The sequence below is a fragment of the Streptococcus sp. Marseille-Q0941 genome (assembly GCF_943736975.1).
Lineage (GTDB): Bacteria > Bacillota > Bacilli > Lactobacillales > Streptococcaceae > Streptococcus.
In genome coordinates, this window is sequence record NZ_CALSFO010000003.1 from 432,004 (window position 1) to 451,502 (window position 19,499).

Below are 19,499 nucleotides of genomic sequence, written 5' to 3' on the forward strand. Positions count from 1 at the left end.
CGATAAAACAGCTAAAATAAGGCTTTGTGGTTGGCTATCTATGTGATTTAACGATTGTTCACTAGAAAATATGATATATTCAACGGTTTATTCACTTACCTGAGTTCACTTTTGACATCAAAACTACCACCTCAACATGTGGTGCTAGCAAACTTCTATATTATAGAATGAAAGTATGTAAAAGTGATTTTGGAATAATACTATAGAACGGAACTATTAAAATTTATTTAGTAAGGAAATCCCCTAACTCACTGACCAATCCTTGCTTTATAGAACAGAAATTAATACTCTGAACTTTCGTCTCACGTAATGTAATTTTTTCTTCAGTAGTATAAAAACCTATTTCATCTTGAGTGAAGAAATCTAGTGCATCATATCGACGTATAGGTATAAGATTTTCATTATAATAAACCAGCATTTTAATTGGATTGGCTCGTAATACCTCAGCCACCCCAGAATCCGCAGTCGCAAAATAATGGAGATAAATCACATCTGAGTTTTCAATATAATCGAATAAAGTACTTTGTTCCAAGAGTCTTATATGAAAAATATCCCATGCTGTATTATGTATTTTATCAATTAACTTCTTAGCCCCTAGCTGCAACTTTTTAAATATTTCTTGAACAGTACTATCATTTTTCAAAAATAGTATTAATAAAGTCATTTCTAATTCTAAAAATATGCATAAATCCTCAAAACAATAGCGTTTAAACTCAGCGACTTTAGCTTTTGTAGAAAGATTTTTTGTATTTTTCAAAATGAATGCTTTCAATATATAGCAACACACTGCCTCATACTGTTGTATCACCTCATCATTGCTTAGGTAGTTTTCTGCATCTTCCCAGATTTCTTTCATCCAAATATATTTATCTGGTTTTAGAGTCTGAGGCACATTAGATTGAAATACTTCAAAATTTGTGCTATCAAAATAAACATAACTTTCAATCATTTTGGCTAATAATTCACGATTTATTGGGGTGGTATATCTTTCCATTAAAGCAGTTGAAATATTATTTGTTAGACGCAACGATTTAATCTCGTGTAAAAATTTAATTAAATTCTCCTTATCTGGGACATTTCTTCCTCTATATAAATCATGTATGTAGGTAAAAATGTTTAAGTCATAATTGATAATTCTGGCAACGGGTAAGAAATTATCCTTAGCATTCACAGTATTTTTATCAATAACCCAAATTTTTTGGTAATCTCCCAAACCAATCAGATTAAACTTTCCATAGCTAAATGATTTGCCTATATTACCAAAATTTGACTTTTCTTCATCAAATAGAAAAACTCTACACTCATGAAGGTTCCATCTATTGAAAACTTCTATTTTCTGTATGGTCGTTTCACTCTTAACTAGCTCCTGAATAAAAGGATATATTTCAAGCATAGGTGTTTAACCTCCAAAAATACTTAGTTGTCTTGTTCATAACGAATAATTTCTTCCCAATAATCATACTCATCACAAATATACAACATTGCATTAAATAACTTCAAAAACTCTTGTTCTTCGATTTCTTTCTCCCACCGACCATGACTAATCATATGTCGATTTGGTTCATCAAGTGTAAATCTATTAGTATCTTTGAAGAAACTATACAGCCAGTGCATCAGTCCTACATCGCTAAACGACTTATCAATAAATATATTATCAATTTCCTTAATCGCTCGGTGACCTACTGGTATTTTTTTCTCTAATGAAGTCATTTCTGAAATTCTATTTAGTGCACCATCGATTGCCAAACTTCCCAAAGTGTATGCTGCATAAAAGTTTCGATTAAAGTAGCAATCAACCATTGATTTTACAAGAGGAGCTGAATAACACGGCGAATTTTGTAAGTCAATAATAAAATCCTCATTTTTTAGTTTATCCCTAAGCAGCTCTATCCATTCGTCCTCCAATGTATTCCATTCCTCAGCAAGTAAACGTTGATAAACATTTCTATCACGAAAATAAATAACCCATCCATTTTCTGCCAGCAGTTGAACTCGAGAAATAATCTGCTCAATTTCTTCTTTTGTATAAATCGAAGGCAGTGATTTTAAAAGTTCATTGATGCCACTAAAAATCTTTGAATAATCAATTTGATAGCTAGCAATTAAATTTTTTGCAGAATCTGCAATGTTTTGAATTGCTTGCAAGTGTGTACTTGACAACGTTTTATTGTACGACGCAACCACTTCTGACATGACATTAATAGCGCTTTTTTCAACTTGAATTAATGAAGGCAGACTTACTAAAGGAGTCGTCAAATTAGCAAAATTTACTAATTTAGCTGAATTTAATACATTTGAAGTTGCAATTAATTCTGAAATAATGTTAGCATTTACAGTTGCTTGAAAGTTACTAAAGGTATCAGCCAAAACAGAAATAGATGTAGTATTTTGTCCCAATTTTATCTTCTCAGAGTCGTTTGTTGAGCTGTCTATGGCAATTTTTATAGAGTCTTTTTCAACTTTCTTCACTTTATTACTATCAGTCATTTCGTCCTCCCAAAACAGCTTATTCATATTGTTTATTATACCACTAAAACCACAATAAGACCTTAACCATTCGGTCACAGTCGATTGAAACTCTACCTCAGTCCATCTAAAACTTGAAGGCAATTTCCCCCTTTTTATGTGCTTGTTATTCTGTCCAATAACAAGCACATAATTAAACCATTTTATTTTCTAAACTTAGAATTTTAATCGTTAACTAAGATAATATTCTAAAAAGTTATTGACTCCTGTTAGATGGTAATGCTTACTATAAAATTGCTAGATTTTCTGTAAGAATATAAACCACTGTTCTATTTCTACTTCGCTGATGCCTCAGCTCGTACAAGCAGTGATACCGCCTCCACGTGATGCGTCTGTGGAAAAAGATCCACCGGCTGGGCTTTCCTCAACTCATATCCCAACTCTTGGTAGAGTTTGATATCACGCGCCATGGTTGCGACATTACAAGAGATATAGGCGACGCGATCAGCTCCTGTTTGGGCGCTTGCTTTGATAAAGCTTTCCGCCAAGCCCTTGCGTGGTGGGTCGACCAGAATGGCGGTTGGTTGGATGCCTTCTTTGAGCCAATTCTTCATTGCATTTTCAGCAGTATCACAGACATAGTGGGCATTTGTGATATTATTTAATGCAGCATTCTTCTTGCTATTCTCGACTGCTTCTGCAATCACTTCAACACCGTAGACTTCTTTAACATGCTTTGCAACTGACAAACCAATAGTCCCAATTCCTGAGTAGGCATCGATTACGACATCATCTTCTCTTAAGCCTACAAAGTCAATAGCTGTCTGGTAGAGCTTCTCTGCCATTTCGGTATTGACCTGGTAAAAGGCTGGTCCAGAGATTTGGAAATCATTTCCCAACATTTGATCCGTAATGTAATCTTGACCATATAGCGTACGCCATTCTTTTCCAAAAATGGCATTGGTATTCTGGTCATTGATATTTTGCATAACAGAGACAATCTCAGGGAACTGCTTGATGATTTGTTCAATCAATTGCTCCACTCGGAAAATTTTAGGACGTGTAGTCACTATGATAACCATGATTTGTCCTGAATGATGCCCTCGACGCACAACGAGGTTCCGAATCAAGCCAGACTGTTCCTTTTCATCATAAGGTTTCAAATCATACCGACGAAGTAAGTCACGTAGGACTAATACAACTTGATCGATCACTGGATCTTGGATAAAGAAATCTTCGAGTGGCATGAGGTCGTGAGAATTCTTACGGAAAAAACCAGTTTCCAGAACACCATTGACGCGACGAACAGGAACCTGAGCCTTGTTACGATACTTGATAGGATGTTCCATGCCAAGTGTATCTGCAACCTCAATATCCGTGATTCCTGCAATCTTGTATAGGCTATCTTTTACTTGCTTGGTTTTAAACTTTAGTTGCTCTGGATAAGCTAGATGTCCCAAGTCGGCAATACCTGAACGTAGGTAAGCTAGGTCAAGGTCTTGGTTACGATGAGGTGACTGAACAAGGTATTCTTCAACCTTCCCAAAGCCAATCTTTTTATTGACTTTAAGGACACGCATGAGAATTTTTTCGGTCGGAAGAGCATTTTCTACAAAAAAGACCAAGCCATTTACCTTTGCAACACCCGCTCCTTCATGTGTCAAATCGACAATTTCAACTTCTACAATATCATTTTTCTTTAACATATGTTTCACTTTCTATGAGCCGACAAAAAAAGACGGCAACAATCCTGTTACCATCTATTATACCATGAATTGACCTAAGCACCAAAACTCTTGAAGAAATCAAGAATAGCTTGCCAAATTGAGCTGAGGATGTTTCCACCGTCTTGAATCGCTTTATTGGCATCAAAGTTTAGGTCGATATTGCTGAAACTATCACCTGCCTGCGCAACAATACTTTGTTTTAAATCTTTTAGTGTCTTTGTAAAGTCCTCGTTATTAAGAATATCACTCTTTGAAAGATTGAAGGCGAAGTTGATGATGACATTCACTTGATTACCTGTAACGACCTGATCTAGTTTATAGTTCTTTAAAGTGTCTTCTACAATCTTACGAACATCATCCTCTGTGAGCTCACCTTTAGACTCTTTGGCTTTAGCAATAGCAGACTTGATATCAGCGAGGGCTACGTTCAGTTTATTGGCATCATAGCCTGATTTGTCCTTGTTTTCATCATTGATATCTGACAAGGCTTTTAACTCCTCCTGAGCCAAGTTTTTATTTTCTTGTGGAAGTTTGACACCATTGGACTCAAGGGAATAGTAAATACCTGCTAGGGCACTTTCACCAGTAACTGGGATTGGTGCCGCAACGGTGATACGCGCGTGCTCCACACCCAAGGTAACAGCCGCATTACGGTACATATCTTGTGTCACTTTAGTGATGTTTTCAGGTGTTTCAATCTTGACCTCAAGTGGTGATTTTTCTCCTAATTTTTGAATTTTTGCTGATGAATAAAGTTGAAGACTTGAATCGTTTGCGACATTCATAATTTTTGAGTAGACATCTGGTGTCATGGTCTTCAAATCTTTAGTATCTTTTGAGGCATCATAGCCAAGTTTTTTAAGTGTTTGATTTTTTTGATCTTCCGTTAATGAAGAACCCAAGACGTACTCAGGTTGAACATAGGTTTCATCAATTACTTTTTGAACATCAGTAGCTGCCTGGGCGCTTTGCAGTGTTGCAACTGCTAAAAGTACTGCAGCGCTAGTCAGAAAGAATTTCTTTCGCATGAGACGTTCCTCCTTTTCCACTCTAGCATATTAAAGTATCCTTAAAGAAAACTTATAAAAGAGAGTGGGACAGAAATCGGTAATTCGTTAGAATTCGATTTCGTCGTCTCACCTCCGCACAGTTGAGTAGGGCTGTAAAAGCTGATGAAATCAGCGTAGTAGAGCCCACTCAACCACTGCGTCTTGCTCGATAATCCAAAGACAATTGAGAGGCTAGGACTTTTATCCCAGCCTCTCAAAATAGATTAAAAATTTTCATAATATAGAGATTTAATTGAACCTGTCTAGAGTAATAATAGTTTCCCCCATCCACATATAGTTCTCCACCCTGAAAGATAGAAATGGGGTTGATGTAGCGATAGGTTTTTCCTGTTGTATTCCCTAGTATCGGCGCAACTGTATCTCTGGAGTATTGCTTAGCTAGTGCAATAGTATTCTTTTTCCCATTTTGGGCGATAAAATCAATATAAGCAGGTCCAAAGTTATAAGCCTGTATAGCCGTCCAGACATCTACTCCTTTTTCTTGAGCTAGATAGAGGTTTTCTGTTAAGGTTTGAACCCCTTGCCGAATACTACTAGCATTATCGTTTATGGTATCAGTAGAGCCACTAGCAGATTCACTTGACTGCATCACGTCTCCTTCTTTACCCTTCGTTTCTGTATAGATCATGGCGAGCACAAGCTCTTCGTTTGCTGGAGTATCTCTTTCGTTCAAGATTTCACGTACCATAGGTTGATAAGTCATGACTTGTTTGACATCCTGACGAATGAGAAAAGCTTTATATCCAACGAAAAGGAAGATTGCTAGCACTAGCACTCTTCGTATCAATTTAAACATTATTTATTTTGAATATCCTCGATGTTTTTGATTAAGATAGAATAAGTCCCATTATCATTTTGGATAAACTCAACGGATTCTGCATCTTGATAGACATTGTTTGGTACGATGAGTTCAATTCCGTTTGACAAGGAAAGTTTCTGATTCTCAAATCTCTTTAACTGACGACTGGCATCAATCTCATCAAACTGTACTGGCTCTGGTACCGCCTCTTTGACCTGGTCAATGAAGCTAAGCCGAGCAGTCAGATTATTATCGAAAAGATCATTGGCTAATTTTTCTGGAGAGAGCTCATTGTTCTCTTCAAGATTATTGAAAATTGCTGATTTTACCTTTGATTGAAATTGAAAATCATCTGTATTAAAGGTTTCGGCAATTTTTTGAGCCGTTTTTTCTAGTTCCTTAATAGATTTCTTAGGTGAAATCTTTGGTTGTGCTTGAATAAGATTCTCAGAAAAGTAGTTCAAAAAGGCACCATTATACTTGATGCGTTTTTCGATCAAGTGGTACTTGCGGCTTTGGAGGTTAACAACTAGGGCTTCATCTGCTCCAGTTCCAAATCCAGGTAAGTTATTTTGTGTTAGTTTGATCGGATTGTCAACCTCGCCACCTAAGTGTGTCAAAGTTTCACGCAATGCAATTCGTAAAAAGGCAAAGTGTTCGACTCCCTCTTTTGAAAACTGGACAAAGACCAAATCATTGGTCTTTTGATTTTCAGATACAGAGAATTCCTCTTTCCAGAGATTGGTAATTGTCACTGAAGTTTCCATTAGATCTTCTGTGATGTGGTTGAAAAAAGGATTATCCTCTTCGAAAATACCAGTTTTGGCATCGTCCGAATAAACACGCTCCACTTTTTTACGCAAGTATTCCTCGATTTTAGGAGTGATATTGAGAAACTTATCTGCTAAGAACAACTCTGTATCATCAGGGCTGAACTGATGGATAATGGCTTTCTTAATATAAATGTCCATAAAATGTTAGTCCTCATATAATGGGAAGGCATCTGTCAAAGCTTTGACTTCACTTCTCACTTCTTCTAAGACAGCTTCATTTTCTGCATTTTTAAGGGCTTTGATAATCAATTCAGCAACTTGACGGCTTTCTTTTTCACCAAAACCACGAGCAGTAATTGCTGCCGCTCCGATACGAATCCCACTTGTCTTGAATGGTGACAATGTTTCGTAAGGGATTGAGTTTTTATTAAGGGTAATGTTGACCTCATCCAATAAGTTTTGGGCTACTTTACCACTTTCTACAACCTTTGTGACATCCACAAGGAAGAGGTGATTCTCAGTACCTCCAGAGATAATACGGAAATCAGGATCTTGCAAGAAGACATCTGCCATAGCCTTACTGTTCTTGATAACATTAGCAGCATATTCTTTAAAAGCAGGATCCAATACTTCTTTGAATGAAACAGCTTTTGCTGCGATAACATGCTCTAATGGTCCACCTTGAATACCAGGGAAAATAGCTGAATTAATTTTCTTTGCAAGATCTTCGTCGTTAGTCAAAATCAAACCGCCACGTGGTCCACGAAGGGTTTTGTGAGTCGTTGTTGTAGTGATATGTGCATAAGGCACTGGATTTGGGTGAAGGCCCGCTGCAACCAATCCAGCAATGTGAGCCATATCGACCATCAATTTTGCCCCAACAGCATCTGCAATTTCACGGAATTTAGAGAAATCGATAATGTGAGAATAAGCTGAAGCTCCGGCAACAATTAGTTTTGGTTGCGCTTCTTGGGCTTGTTTCAAGATAGCATCAAAATCCAAGAGTTCTGTCTCAGGATCAACACTATATGAAACAAAGTTGTAGGTTTGACCTGAGAAACTGACAGGAGCTCCGTGGGTCAGGTGACCACCTGCAGCTAGATCCATTCCCATAACTGTATCACCTGGCTCAATCAAAGCCATATAAGCAGCACAGTTAGCCTGACTTCCTGAGTGAGGTTGGACATTGGCAAATTTTGCTCCGAAGATTTCCTTAGCCCGTTCAATCGCTAGACTTTCGACGACATCTACTACATTCGTACCACCGTAATAACGACGTCCTGGGTAACCTTCAGCATATTTATTGGTCAAGATGGACCCTTGCGCAGCCATAACAGCCTTTGATACTACGTTTTCAGAAGCAATCAACTCGATGTTGTTTTGTTGGCGTTCTTCTTCTCTAGCAATGGCATTCCAAAGCTCTGCGTCATATGTTTTAAAATCATCTTTGTCAAAAATCATAGGGATTCTCCTTTAATCAATTTAATAAATCGTTTCTGTGTTTTATCGCAGGTATAACCAACTTTTTCATAGAAAGTATGAGCGCCAATACGATGGTCTGCAGAGTTCAAACGTATAAACGTGTAGCCACGTATTTCTGCTTCTTGTTCTAATCCTTCGAGTAGAGCTTTTCCGATTCCTTTACCTTGCATTTGGGGTAATACTGCCAAAGCTAAAATATTAAATCCTGCATGTGAATAGAGTGATTCGTAGACTTCTGCATGAACATAACCTAGTAAGTCATGGTTAGTTGGATTCTCGAAACCTAGTAGGAAATGATGAGGATCTTGAGACATTTTAGCTAGTTGACTAGCCGTTTCATCTGGACTAAAAGCATAACCTAAAGCCTCTTTGTTAATCTCATAAATAGATGCAACATCAGTTGCTTTCAAAGCACGTAGCATATCATACCTCCTCAAAAGGGATTGCTGATATCTTGGAAAGAATATCTTCTCGTGTAATCGCTCCTTGGCGTAGAATCTTCACCTTGTCGCCAGATAAGGCTATAATAGTCGAATCTTGACCTGTTAAAAAAGCATCATCTTCTATTCCCAGAACCTCTTGATCAAAATCTTGTAGAATCTTGTAGAAGCTAACCCCACTAGCTTGACCTGAGAGATTAGCAGATGGACCGATTAAAGGACCAAACTCACGGATTAATTCCAAGGTAACAGGATGACTCGGCATCCGAAAACCAACTGTAGCCATGTCTGAGTTGACCCAGTAAGGAACCCTTTCATTCGCTTCTAGGATAATGGTCAATGGACCAGGTAAAAAGTGGTCAACTAGTTGTTGTAAATAGGGTGGCTGATTCTTAGAAAAGCTCAAGATATCGTCCAGACCAGCGACATTTAGATTGAGTGCCTTGTCTCTAGGACGACGTTTCAGTTGGTAGACATGGTCAACAGCTTTTTCATCTAGTGCCTTTGCAAAGAGGCCATAAACTGTTTCTGTAGGCAAAACTACAGCTTTACCTTTTTCCAACTCTTGCTTAATTTTCTCCATCATCAACAACAACCATCCTATCTTGACCAAATTGGTCCTTGATTATCCTCACTTGTTTTTCAGGAAGATTCTCCCTAAAAATTGCTGGGACACTTTGTCCTTGTTTGTAACCAATTTCAAGGTAAATCTTACCACCATCATTTAGATAGTCCTTGGAATCTTCCGCGATTCTGCGATAGATTGCTAAACCATCTTCATCTGCAAAGAGTGCCAGATGAGGTTCGGAATGTAGGACATTCAAACCAACTTCTTCTTGGTCTTCATGAGAAATGTATGGTGGATTGGATACAATTATATCATATTTTGCAGAAATTTCAGAGAAACAATCAGAATTGATAAATGAGAGATTTAGATCTTGAACCTTAGCATTCTCCATTGCTAGCTCTAAAGCATCCTGAGAAATATCTGCAGCTGTAACCGACCAATCTGGTCTATTTTTAGCTAGAGCTAGCGCAATCGCTCCGCTTCCTGTCCCAATATCTAATACTTTGAGATTTTCCTTTGGATTCTCAGACAAAATGACTTCCACCAACTCTTCTGTCTCAGGGCGAGGAATCAAGACTCTCTCATCCACCTTTAACTGCATCCCAAAGAATTTAGCATGACCAATGATGTACTGGGCGGGAATGTGGTTAGCTAGCTTGATGAAAATGTCCTCTACAAATTTGTAATCTTCATCAGTGATTTCTTGATGAAGTGTGAAGACGAAGTCTGTAAAAGAGAGATTTTTCAGGCTACGATAGACAAAGGAGAGGCTTTCTGCTTCCTCTCCTTGTCTTATCAACTCTTCTTCAAAATCTGAAAATAATTGAGCTAATTTCATTATTTGTTTAATTCTTCTAATTTCTGTGTTTGGTCATAAAGAACCAAGGCATCCACAACTTCATCCAATTTACCAGACAAAATCGTATCTAGTTTTTGAAGGGTTAATCCAATACGGTGGTCTGTTACACGATTTTGTGGGAAATTATAAGTGCGAATCCGCTCTGAACGATCACCAGTACCGATTGTTGATTTACGCTCAGCGTCTTGCTCATCTTGTGCAATCTGTGCAAAGTGGTCAGCAACACGCGCACGGATGATTTTCATGGCCTTCTCACGGTTTTTCTGTTGGGTACGTTCTTCCTGCATCTCAACCTTGATATTGGTCGGCAAGTGAACGATACGAACTGCAGTCGCAACCTTGTTGACGTTCTGTCCACCAGCACCAGACGCGTGGTAGATGTCAACACGAAGGTCTTTTGGATCAATATCGTATTCAACTTCTTCTACTTCAGGCATGACAAGAACTGTCGCTGTCGAGGTATGGACACGACCTTGACTCTCTGTCACAGGAACACGTTGAACACGGTGAGCACCAGACTCATACTTAAGCTTAGAGTATACAGACTGACCTGACACCATGGCAACCACTTCTTTGAAACCACCGACACCGTTCATAGAAGCCTCCATGACTTCAAAGCGCCAACCTTGAGCTTCAGCATACTTTTGGTACATGGTTAGAAGGTCGCCAGCGAAAAGTGCTGCCTCATCTCCTCCTGCAGCTCCACGGATTTCAAGGATGATGTTCTTGTCATCATTTGGATCTTTTGGAAGAAGCAAGATTTTGAGTTTTTCTTCGTACTCTTCTTTTTCGGCCTTGGCATCTTTGAGTTCTTGTTTGGCCATTTCTTCCAAGTCAGCATCTCCGCCAGATTCTTTAATCATTTCCTCAGCGTCGACAATATTTTGAAGGACTTGCTTATATTCACGGTAGGTTGTTACTGTGTCACGAGTCGAAGCTTCTTCTTTTGAAAGCTCCATGAAACGCTTGGTATCAGAGACTACATCTGGGTCACTGAGCAATTCTCCCAATTCTTCGTAACGGTCTTCTACAGCTTGTAGTTGTTCATAGATATTCATTCTTACTCATTCTCCTTATTGATTTCAGGGGCAAAATAATGTTTACGACATACCGAGATATAAGTTTCATTACCACCTATCTGGATTTGATCACCTTCATAAGTAGGCTTCCCATCCAGCGTTCGTAGTACCATGGTTGCCTTTTTCTTACAATACTGACAGATGGTTTTAATCTCATCAATCTTGTCTGCTAGTAACAACAGATGTTTTGAACCTTCAAAAAGTTCATTACGAAAGTCATTTTTCAGACCAAATGCCATAACAGGTATGTCTAACTCATCGACGATACGAGCCAAATCATAAACATGATGACGCTTCAGAAACTGGGCTTCATCGACCAAAACACAGTAGGGTTTAACTTCCAAATCTCGAATAAACCCAAAAATATCCGTAGTATCATCGATAGCTATGGCTGGTCGCTTCATGCCAATCCGACTTGAAACATAGCCTACACCGTCTCTTGTATCCAGAGCCGAAGTCATGATAACAACTCCCTTTCCTTGCTCCTCATAGTTATAGGCTACCTTAAGAATCTCAATGGTCTTTCCTGAGTTCATAGTCCCATAACGATAATACAACTGTGCCATGCTTCTATTTCACGTCCATTTCTAATTTTTTGCTACATTCTAGTATACCATATTTTCCAAAAGCTTTAAACGGCAAAATGTGGTAAAATAAAAGAAATCAAGAACTAGTGGAGGAACTATTATGCCATTTGTACGCATCGATTTATTTGAAGGACGCACCTTAGAGCAAAAGAAAGCCCTAGCCAGGGAAGTAACTGAAGCTGTGGTTCGTAACACTGGCGCACCACAATCTGCCGTTCATGTTATTATAAACGATATGCCAGAAGGAACTTACTTCCCGCAAGGTGAAATGCGCACTAAATAAAGCTTAAGCAATATGCTTAGGCTTTTCTTAATAAGTGGCATTCGTTGAATAAAACACTATATTTTGTTACAATTTTAAGAGATATTAGTAAATAAAAGGCTTCATTTTTAAAAAGGAATTAACATGATTACACGTGAATTTGATACCATTGCTGCAATTTCCACACCTCTCGGAGAAGGAGCAATAGGTATTGTCCGCTTGAGCGGAACAGAAAGCTTTGCTATTGCGCAAAAAATTTTTAAAGGCAAGGACTTGAGCAAGGTTGCTAGCCACACACTTAACTACGGCCACATTACCGACCCTTTGACTGGTAAAGTGATGGATGAGGTTATGGTAGGTGCTATGAGGTCTCCTAAGACCTTCACTCGTGAGGATATTATCGAGATTAACACCCACGGAGGGATTGCCGTGACCAATGAAATCCTGCAATTGGCTATCCGTGAAGGGGCTCGCATGGCAGAACCTGGTGAATTTACCAAGCGTGCCTTCCTCAATGGTCGTGTAGACTTGACTCAGGCTGAAGCTGTAATGGATATCATTCGTGCTAAGACTGACAAGGCTATGAATATAGCAGTCAAACAACTTGATGGATCCCTGTCTGACCTCATTAACAATACTCGTCAGGAAATTCTCAATACCTTGGCTCAGGTTGAGGTTAATATCGATTACCCTGAGTATGACGATGTGGAAGAAGCCACTACTGCTGTTGTCCGTGAAAAAACTATGGAGTTTGAACAACTCTTGACCAATCTCCTAAAAACTGCACGTCGTGGGAAAATCCTCCGCGAAGGAATTTCAACGGCCATTATTGGTCGTCCAAACGTTGGGAAATCAAGTCTCCTCAACAACCTCCTGCGCGAAGACAAGGCTATCGTGACTGATATTGCAGGTACTACCCGTGACGTCATTGAGGAATATGTGAATATCAAGGGTGTTCCACTGAAATTGATTGATACTGCAGGTATTCGTGAAACAGACGATATTGTGGAACAAATCGGTGTTGAACGCTCCAAGAAAGCCCTCAAGGAAGCTGACTTGGTTCTACTGGTGCTAAATGCTAGTGAACCTCTGACTACTCAAGACCGACAACTTCTTGAAATTAGTCAAGATACTAATCGAATCATTCTTCTCAACAAAACTGACCTGCCAGAAGCTATTGAAACAAAGGAACTTCCTGAAGATATCATCCGCATTTCGGTTCTCAAAAATCAAAACATTGATAAGATTGAAGATCGAATCAATAATCTATTCTTCGAAAATGCAGGACTTGTTGAGCAAGATGCTACCTATCTATCCAACGCCCGTCATATTTCATTAATTGAAAAAGCAGTTGAAAGCCTGCAAGCTGTTAACGAAGGTCTCGAACTCGGTATGCCAGTTGATTTACTTCAAGTTGATTTGACCCGTACCTGGGAAATTCTTGGAGAAATTACTGGTGATGCTGCGCCAGATGAGCTTATCACACAATTATTTAGCCAATTCTGTTTAGGTAAATAACATAAAAACTAGGTCATAAAAATGCTAGTCACCTAAAAAGAGGTTGGGACAAAAAGATCCCGACCTCACTTTTTATTATCAATCATAATTTGACGCGGTAGCTGATTGAACTTTTTGTTCGTCTTTTAGACTCCAAAAAGCTCCTAATCATCCTCGCGGGGCTGGGACTACGAAATCAAGACTTTGTCTATCGATTTCTGTCCCACCGCCTTTTCTTTTACTTTCTAAATTATATCCTGCCTTAGCAGATATTTGAAACAAAATTTACCAGTACTTTTCTATTTTCACTTAGTCTTTAGGTAATTTGCCAGCTTTTTCAAGCATTTTTTTGATTAAATAAGGCATCTTGACATTTTCACGACCTTTTTTCTCAATTAATTTTTTAACAAATTCTGGCATTTGTAAGTCTTGTGATTCATCTAAAATATTCTTAGTTTCCTCCGAAGGGACTAATTCATCAAAGGTCTCTTCTTCTGGGAAGAATTCTCTAAATTCTTTATGTTCGTTAGCTCGGACAGTATTAACCAAGGCATCAATCAAACGAGAATCTGTATTTGGCATTGGTGGACGATGGTAGTTCACCTCCAATTCCTGACATAACTCATAACATTCCACATCGTTATCAAACAAGACTTCAATATGCTCACTGATAAAACTAATAGGCACAAAAATATAATGCTCTGGATGTTCTTCCTGTTCTCTAAGATACTCCAATACATCTGGTTTAATCCATGGAATACCAATATCACTTTCACTCTGCCAGGTGTTGGTATATTGCTCTAGTTTCAAGCCTAATTTCTCAGCAATTAACTTGCTATTTTCGAAAATCTGGTCGATATAGGGATCGCCAAAATCCAAGGCAAAAATGGGCACACTGTGGGCAGAAAAGATGACTTTAAAGCTATCTTGTTTCACCTTTTCTTTTAAAATCTTAGCAATTTCAGCTGCCCAATAGTTTAATAGTGCTTCTTCTTGATACCAGTCCTTAATAACTAAAAACTGAATTTGTTTGCTTTCCAGAAACTTTTCGTACCCCATGACAGAGTAAAAGGAATAGTGTGGCTCCAAAATCAAGCAAATACACTTTTCGATTCCATCTGCTTCCATTTGCCGAATTATATCCGGAATAAAAGGGGTTGAAAATTTATTGGCAAAATAGACACTATATTCATTTCCCAACCTAGCTTCTACCAAGGCAACTTCTTCACGGGTAATTTTTTGAAGTGGAGTTCCTCCAATTCGTACATAATTGTCATAGAGGGTTTGAATCTCGTGGTCTTGAGGTCTCACCCCATGACGAATGTTTGTGAAAAAATCAGCTACGCCTTCAAAGGTAATCTCTTCTGGTGAACCAAATGTCATCATTAAAATTGCTTTTTTCATCTCTGTATCCTTGTGATGTTTTTATCTTTTTTATTGTATCACTAAACAACTCATAAGTAAACGCTAACATAAGGATTTTATCTCCCTTTTGACTTTTGTTTTTCTCTTCTTTCTATGATACAATGGTTTTAAAGAAGGAAAAAAAGGAGTTATGATGAAATATCCAACATTACTAGAGCGTTTTTTAACTTATGTTAAGGTTAACACACGTTCAGACGAAAATTCTACTACTACACCAAGCACTCAGAGTCAAGTAGACTTTGCCACTAATGTCCTCATCCCAGAAATGAAACGTGTCGGTTTGCAAAATGTCTATTATTTGCCAAACGGTTTTGCTATCGGTACACTTCCAGCTAACGATCCTAGTTTGACTCGTAAAATTGGTTTTATCTCTCACATGGATACTGCAGATTTTAATGCGGAAGGGGTTAACCCGCAAGTTATTGAAAACTACGATGGCGGAGTTATTGAACTTGGGAATTCTGGTTTCAAACTTGATCCAGCTGATTTCAAGAGTCTTGAAAAATACTCTGGACAAACGTTAATTACGACAGACGGGACCACCCTTCTCGGTGCTGATGACAAATCAGGCATCGCCGAAATCATGACAGCTATCGAATACTTGAACGCTCATCCTGAAATTAAACACTGTGAAATCCGTGTCGGCTTTGGACCTGATGAAGAAATCGGTGTCGGTGCCAACAAATTTGATGCTGAGGACTTCAATGTTGACTTTGCTTATACAGTTGACGGTGGGCCTCTTGGTGAACTTCAGTATGAAACGTTCTCTGCTGCGGGTGCAGAGCTCCATTTCCAAGGTCGTAATGTTCACCCAGGAACAGCTAAAGGACAAATGGTTAACGCCCTTCAGTTAGCCATTGATTTCCACAATCAACTTCCTGCTGGTGACCGACCTGAACTGACTGAGGGTTACCAAGGCTTCTACCATCTCATGGATGTGACAGGTACGGTCGAGGAAGCGCGTGCTAGCTACATCATTCGTGACTTTGAAAAAGAGGCTTTCGAAGCGCGTAAAGCTGCTATGCAAGCTATTGCTGATAAGATGAACCAAGAACTTGGTAACAATCGTGTAACGTTAACATTGACAGACCAGTACTACAACATGAAAGAAGTCATTGAAAAGGATATGACTCCAATCACCATCGCTAAATCAGTAATAGAAAGTCTTGATATTACACCAATTATCGAGCCTATTCGTGGTGGAACAGATGGTTCTAAGATTTCCTTTATGGGAATTCCAACGCCAAATATCTTTGCTGGCGGTGAAAACATGCATGGCCGTTTTGAATATGTCAGCCTTCAAACAATGGAACGTGCAGTTGATACTATTATTGGAATTGTAGCTTATAAAGACTAGAAAAAGACGAGGTGGCTAAGCTACTTCGTCTTTTTTTATTCTGCGACTTTTTCTGTTGATTCAGGATTCAGTTCAGTTGTTGTTTCAGCAGTATTTTCAGTTGTTGTATGCGCTGAGCTCTCTACTTGCTCTTCAGTACTTGCTTGACTTGGTGTTTCTTGTCTTGTTTCAACTTGTGCAGCTTGGTTTGATGATGCTTTTGATCTGATTTCTTGGTTCAATAAGAGAATTTCTTGAGCAACTGCTAGAAGAGCCTGCTTATCCTTACTTGCTGCTGCTAATTTATCAAACAGAGCATCTACTTTTTCAAAGTCAGCATCTGAACCATGATTCAATTCCAAATAACTATGGAGAGCAATGATACCGTTATAAAGCTGTTGATAGAGAGCTACAACCTCTGGATCTTGTTTTGCATTTTCACGCTCATTCTGAATAGTCTGTGAAATACGTTTTAGAAGATCTTGGACTTGTGTATTTAATTCATCAAGATCTGCGTCTTCTTTCTCCAAAGCAGCTTTCAGATTTTTCACTTCGTCAGCCAGTGAAGCTTTAACCCCCTCTTCCTTGACTTGATTCACTAATTCGTCAGCTTTTGTTACGAGACCTTCTACCTGCCCTTTTAAGACATGATTACTTTGTTCCTCAGGTTTGATATCGTCATACAAACCTTTCAAGAACTCATAAACAGCAGTTTTAGCACTATGACCATCCACTTTTTCTGTATCTAAGATTGTTTCAGAAGTCTTGCTTGCAACCGGCTCATTTTTCAGTGCTTCTTCAACTTCTAGTTTTGTTTGATAGATTTCTGGAAAGAGTTTGTTCAAGTCAGTTGCCTTAAGGAAGGATTGGGACTGATAAAGTGTCCAAGTTAAGTTGGCAACTTTACTGCGGAGATTGTCATTTAAGCGTCCATCAGATAGATGTTGGTAGAAATACTTGATGTATTCGACTGTTGTAACGCCAGTACGGTCATTAAAGTCTTGCAGAGCTTGTAACTTAGCTTCAACTGCATCTAAACCTGCTTCATCTTGCGCCAGTTTATTTTCTTGGAGCTGAGTCAAGAGATCCTTTTTAGGAAGTCCATAAGCATCTGTATCCAAGGTATTGATCTTATCTACTAAAGCTTGATATTTTTTGTCTAAAGGACTGATTTCTGTTGGTTTGACACTAGAGTCAATATGGATATACTGCTTATCAAACAAATCCAAAGCAGCAAGATATCCTGCAGTAGAGTTGGTTGAGAGTTTCTTCATATTTTCAGAGAATTGCCCCAAAGCAAGTTCAATCTGTCTTTGCAGACTTGGTTTATCTTTATAAAGCTCGCGGCTCTCTGCTAAGAGTTGATCAACCTTATACTGTACTGCTTTTTCATCAAAAGCACCAGGTTGGTAAGTTGACTGTAATGCAGGAATTTTGTTTTTCAAAGCGACTTCATAACCTTTAGTTTGAACCTTGATATAGTGGTTATGGTCTCCATGAGGAATGACGAAACTACCATTTTCAACCTGCAAACTATAAGGAGAAACTCCATCACGAAGAGCGGTTGTGTAGAGTTCGTTTAGGAAATCAAGTTCTGGATCTCCAGTCTGAAGTGGAATTCTAACGTGTTCCTTACGAACCGCGTAAGGGTGAATGTGAGTTGGGTCATAAGCTTGGTCTGGATTACCAAATACAAAGAATCCATTTGAAATACGAATCGCTTCAAGTGGAACACCATAGGTTTTAGAGATGTAAGCTATCTTTTCTTCATCACTCGCGTCTCTTGAAAAAGCATCTACATCTTTTGCTAGTGGTCTAACGGGTTCTGTCTGTTGATGACCGTGAAGATGTTCTTGTGCAGCCTTAATCTGCTCCGATGATAAATCTTTCTTAAAGAAATAATGGGCATGGTCTCCATGTGAAACGACGAAACCTTGGTCGTCCTCGCTAATCACTCGGTCAGCTGCAAAGTCATGGTCATGTTCTTCTTCATCGTGATGATGGTCTGCATTCCCATGGTCTTCTTCGTGATGGTGATCTGCATCTTCGTGGTCATGGTGGTGTTCATGGCCTTCACTTGGTTTACTTGGAGTTTCTACAGAATTTGATGGTGTTACAAGACCTGAAAGTGGTATTAAACGTGCAATCTTTTGTTCCAAAGCAGACATGCTACTATAAGGGATGAAATGGTAGTGATTTCCATGAGGGATAGCAACTCCACTAGCCGTACGACTGGTAATTTTAGCTGGATCAAATACTAGACCGTCAGATTCTCGATAGCGTTGACTAACTGGTAAAGCGTAAAGTTGATCTAGAAGACTTTGAAGATTATTTTCTTCTCGTACTGGACTGCTTGTAGCTGGTTTTTCTACTTGATGACTTGGTTCAACACTTGGAATCGGTTTGTAGTCTGTCGAACTTGGTTGACTTCCTCTTCCGGCAAGATAAGCTTGAGCAGCAGCTAATTCACTTGAAGATAAGGCGCTTTTTGGTACGTAGTGATAATGGCCTCCATGAGGAACGATATAAGCATCACCCGTATCCTCTAGAATATCCGCAGGATTAAAGACGTAGCCATCATCCGTTGTATATCTACCTTGTGCTCGAGCAGCGAGGACTTCCTTAAAGTCACTGCCTCTATCCGATGTGTGTTCTTGCTTTTGGTGCTCAATTTGCTCTTTGGTACGAATATTATCTGCATGACTCGCATCTTTCAAATAGACATAATATTTACCATCCACTTTGATGATGTAGCCACCTTTAATCTCATTGACGATATCTTCATCTTTTAACTGGTAGTTTGGATCCTTTAGGACCAAGTCTTCACTAAAGATAGCATCATAAGGGACCTTGCCATTGTAAAAATGAAAATGATCACCGTGGGAAGTCACATAGCCTTGATCTGTAATCTTAGTAACAATCTGTTCGGCTTCTATTCCTTCTTTTTGATTGACTTGATCAGGTGTCAGATTTTCATTCTTTTTAGCACCCGATTCCTTGCTCTCAACATAAGATACTCGGTTGTTTTCTTTGTTTTCATATGTTTGATGCTGATTTAGTATATAAGTACAAACACTTAAGGTGAGAACTATAGCAGATCCTGCTAGATATTTTTTATTCATTTTCATA

The 19,499-nt window shown here is 38.8% G+C and carries 17 protein-coding genes; 3 read left to right on the forward strand and 14 right to left on the reverse strand.

What is annotated here, in order from left to right:
- Positions 1-223 precede the first annotated feature (223 nt).
- The 12 genes from NGI26_RS04025 to NGI26_RS04080 all read right to left on the reverse strand — a co-directional run bounded on the left by NGI26_RS04025 (position 224) and on the right by NGI26_RS04080 (position 11,829).
- On the reverse strand, positions 224-1,393 hold the full coding sequence (locus NGI26_RS04025) for a hypothetical protein (protein WP_251936316.1): 1,170 nt from the start codon (positions 1,391-1,393) through the stop codon (positions 224-226).
- 23 nt (positions 1,394-1,416) lie between these two features.
- On the reverse strand, positions 1,417-2,487 hold the full coding sequence (locus NGI26_RS04030) for a hypothetical protein (RefSeq protein WP_251936319.1): 1,071 nt from the start codon (positions 2,485-2,487) through the stop codon (positions 1,417-1,419).
- Positions 2,488-2,801: 314 nt separating this feature from the next.
- Positions 2,802-4,172, reverse strand: a complete 1,371-nt coding sequence (gene rlmD, locus NGI26_RS04035; RefSeq protein ID WP_251936322.1) for a 23S rRNA (uracil(1939)-C(5))-methyltransferase RlmD — start codon at positions 4,170-4,172, stop codon at positions 2,802-2,804.
- Between the two features lie 74 nt (positions 4,173-4,246).
- Positions 4,247-5,221, reverse strand: a complete 975-nt coding sequence (locus NGI26_RS04040; RefSeq protein ID WP_251936326.1) for a DUF1002 domain-containing protein — start codon at positions 5,219-5,221, stop codon at positions 4,247-4,249.
- A 235-nt stretch (positions 5,222-5,456) separates the two neighbouring features.
- Positions 5,457-6,059, reverse strand: a complete 603-nt coding sequence (locus NGI26_RS04045; RefSeq protein WP_251936328.1) for a lysozyme family protein — start codon at positions 6,057-6,059, stop codon at positions 5,457-5,459.
- The gene (locus tag NGI26_RS04050) at positions 6,059-7,033 is read right to left on the reverse strand and encodes a nucleoid-associated protein (protein WP_251936330.1); all 975 of its coding nucleotides are present in this window, start codon (positions 7,031-7,033) and stop codon (positions 6,059-6,061) included. The genes NGI26_RS04045 and NGI26_RS04050 overlap by 1 nt, the downstream gene beginning before the upstream one ends.
- A 6-nt stretch (positions 7,034-7,039) precedes the next feature.
- Positions 7,040-8,296 carry a serine hydroxymethyltransferase gene (gene glyA / locus NGI26_RS04055; protein WP_251936332.1) on the reverse strand — a complete coding sequence of 419 codons (1,257 nt, stop codon included), beginning with the start codon at positions 8,294-8,296 and terminating at the stop codon, positions 7,040-7,042.
- On the reverse strand, positions 8,293-8,739 hold the full coding sequence (locus NGI26_RS04060) for a GNAT family N-acetyltransferase (protein WP_251936334.1): 447 nt from the start codon (positions 8,737-8,739) through the stop codon (positions 8,293-8,295). The genes glyA and NGI26_RS04060 overlap by 4 nt, the downstream gene beginning before the upstream one ends.
- Position 8,740: 1 nt before the next feature.
- The gene (locus NGI26_RS04065; RefSeq protein WP_251936337.1) at positions 8,741-9,343 is read right to left on the reverse strand and encodes an L-threonylcarbamoyladenylate synthase; all 603 of its coding nucleotides are present in this window, start codon (positions 9,341-9,343) and stop codon (positions 8,741-8,743) included.
- Positions 9,327-10,163: a peptide chain release factor N(5)-glutamine methyltransferase gene (gene prmC / locus NGI26_RS04070; RefSeq protein ID WP_251936339.1), complete on the reverse strand. Its 837-nt coding sequence runs from the start codon at positions 10,161-10,163 to the stop codon at positions 9,327-9,329. The genes NGI26_RS04065 and prmC overlap by 17 nt, the downstream gene beginning before the upstream one ends.
- Positions 10,163-11,242, reverse strand: coding sequence for a peptide chain release factor 1 (prfA, locus tag NGI26_RS04075; RefSeq protein WP_251936341.1), 1,080 nt, complete (start codon positions 11,240-11,242; stop codon positions 10,163-10,165). The genes prmC and prfA overlap by 1 nt, the downstream gene beginning before the upstream one ends.
- A gap of 2 nt (positions 11,243-11,244) precedes the next feature.
- Positions 11,245-11,829 carry a thymidine kinase gene (locus NGI26_RS04080; protein ID WP_251936344.1) on the reverse strand — a complete coding sequence of 195 codons (585 nt, stop codon included), beginning with the start codon at positions 11,827-11,829 and terminating at the stop codon, positions 11,245-11,247.
- A 121-nt stretch (positions 11,830-11,950) separates the two neighbouring features.
- Here NGI26_RS04080 and NGI26_RS04085 point away from each other — a divergent pair, with 121 nt between their 5' ends.
- Positions 11,951-12,133, forward strand: a complete 183-nt coding sequence (locus tag NGI26_RS04085; RefSeq protein ID WP_223361292.1) for a 4-oxalocrotonate tautomerase — start codon at positions 11,951-11,953, stop codon at positions 12,131-12,133.
- 123 nt (positions 12,134-12,256) lie between these two features.
- Positions 12,257-13,630 carry a tRNA uridine-5-carboxymethylaminomethyl(34) synthesis GTPase MnmE gene (gene mnmE, locus NGI26_RS04090; RefSeq protein ID WP_251936347.1) on the forward strand — a complete coding sequence of 458 codons (1,374 nt, stop codon included), beginning with the start codon at positions 12,257-12,259 and terminating at the stop codon, positions 13,628-13,630.
- A gap of 288 nt (positions 13,631-13,918) precedes the next feature.
- On the opposite strand, the gene hemH is transcribed toward mnmE, so the two are convergent.
- Positions 13,919-15,013, reverse strand: coding sequence for a ferrochelatase (hemH, locus tag NGI26_RS04095; RefSeq protein WP_251936349.1), 1,095 nt, complete (start codon positions 15,011-15,013; stop codon positions 13,919-13,921).
- Between the two features lie 154 nt (positions 15,014-15,167).
- On the opposite strand from hemH, the gene pepT reads away from it, so the two are divergent.
- The gene (gene pepT, locus NGI26_RS04100) at positions 15,168-16,391 is read left to right on the forward strand and encodes a peptidase T (RefSeq protein ID WP_251936352.1); all 1,224 of its coding nucleotides are present in this window, start codon (positions 15,168-15,170) and stop codon (positions 16,389-16,391) included.
- A gap of 35 nt (positions 16,392-16,426) precedes the next feature.
- Here pepT and NGI26_RS04105 read toward each other — a convergent pair whose 3' ends face one another.
- Positions 16,427-19,498 carry a pneumococcal-type histidine triad protein gene (locus tag NGI26_RS04105; protein WP_251936354.1) on the reverse strand — a complete coding sequence of 1,024 codons (3,072 nt, stop codon included), beginning with the start codon at positions 19,496-19,498 and terminating at the stop codon, positions 16,427-16,429.
- Position 19,499: the final 1 nt, after the last annotated feature.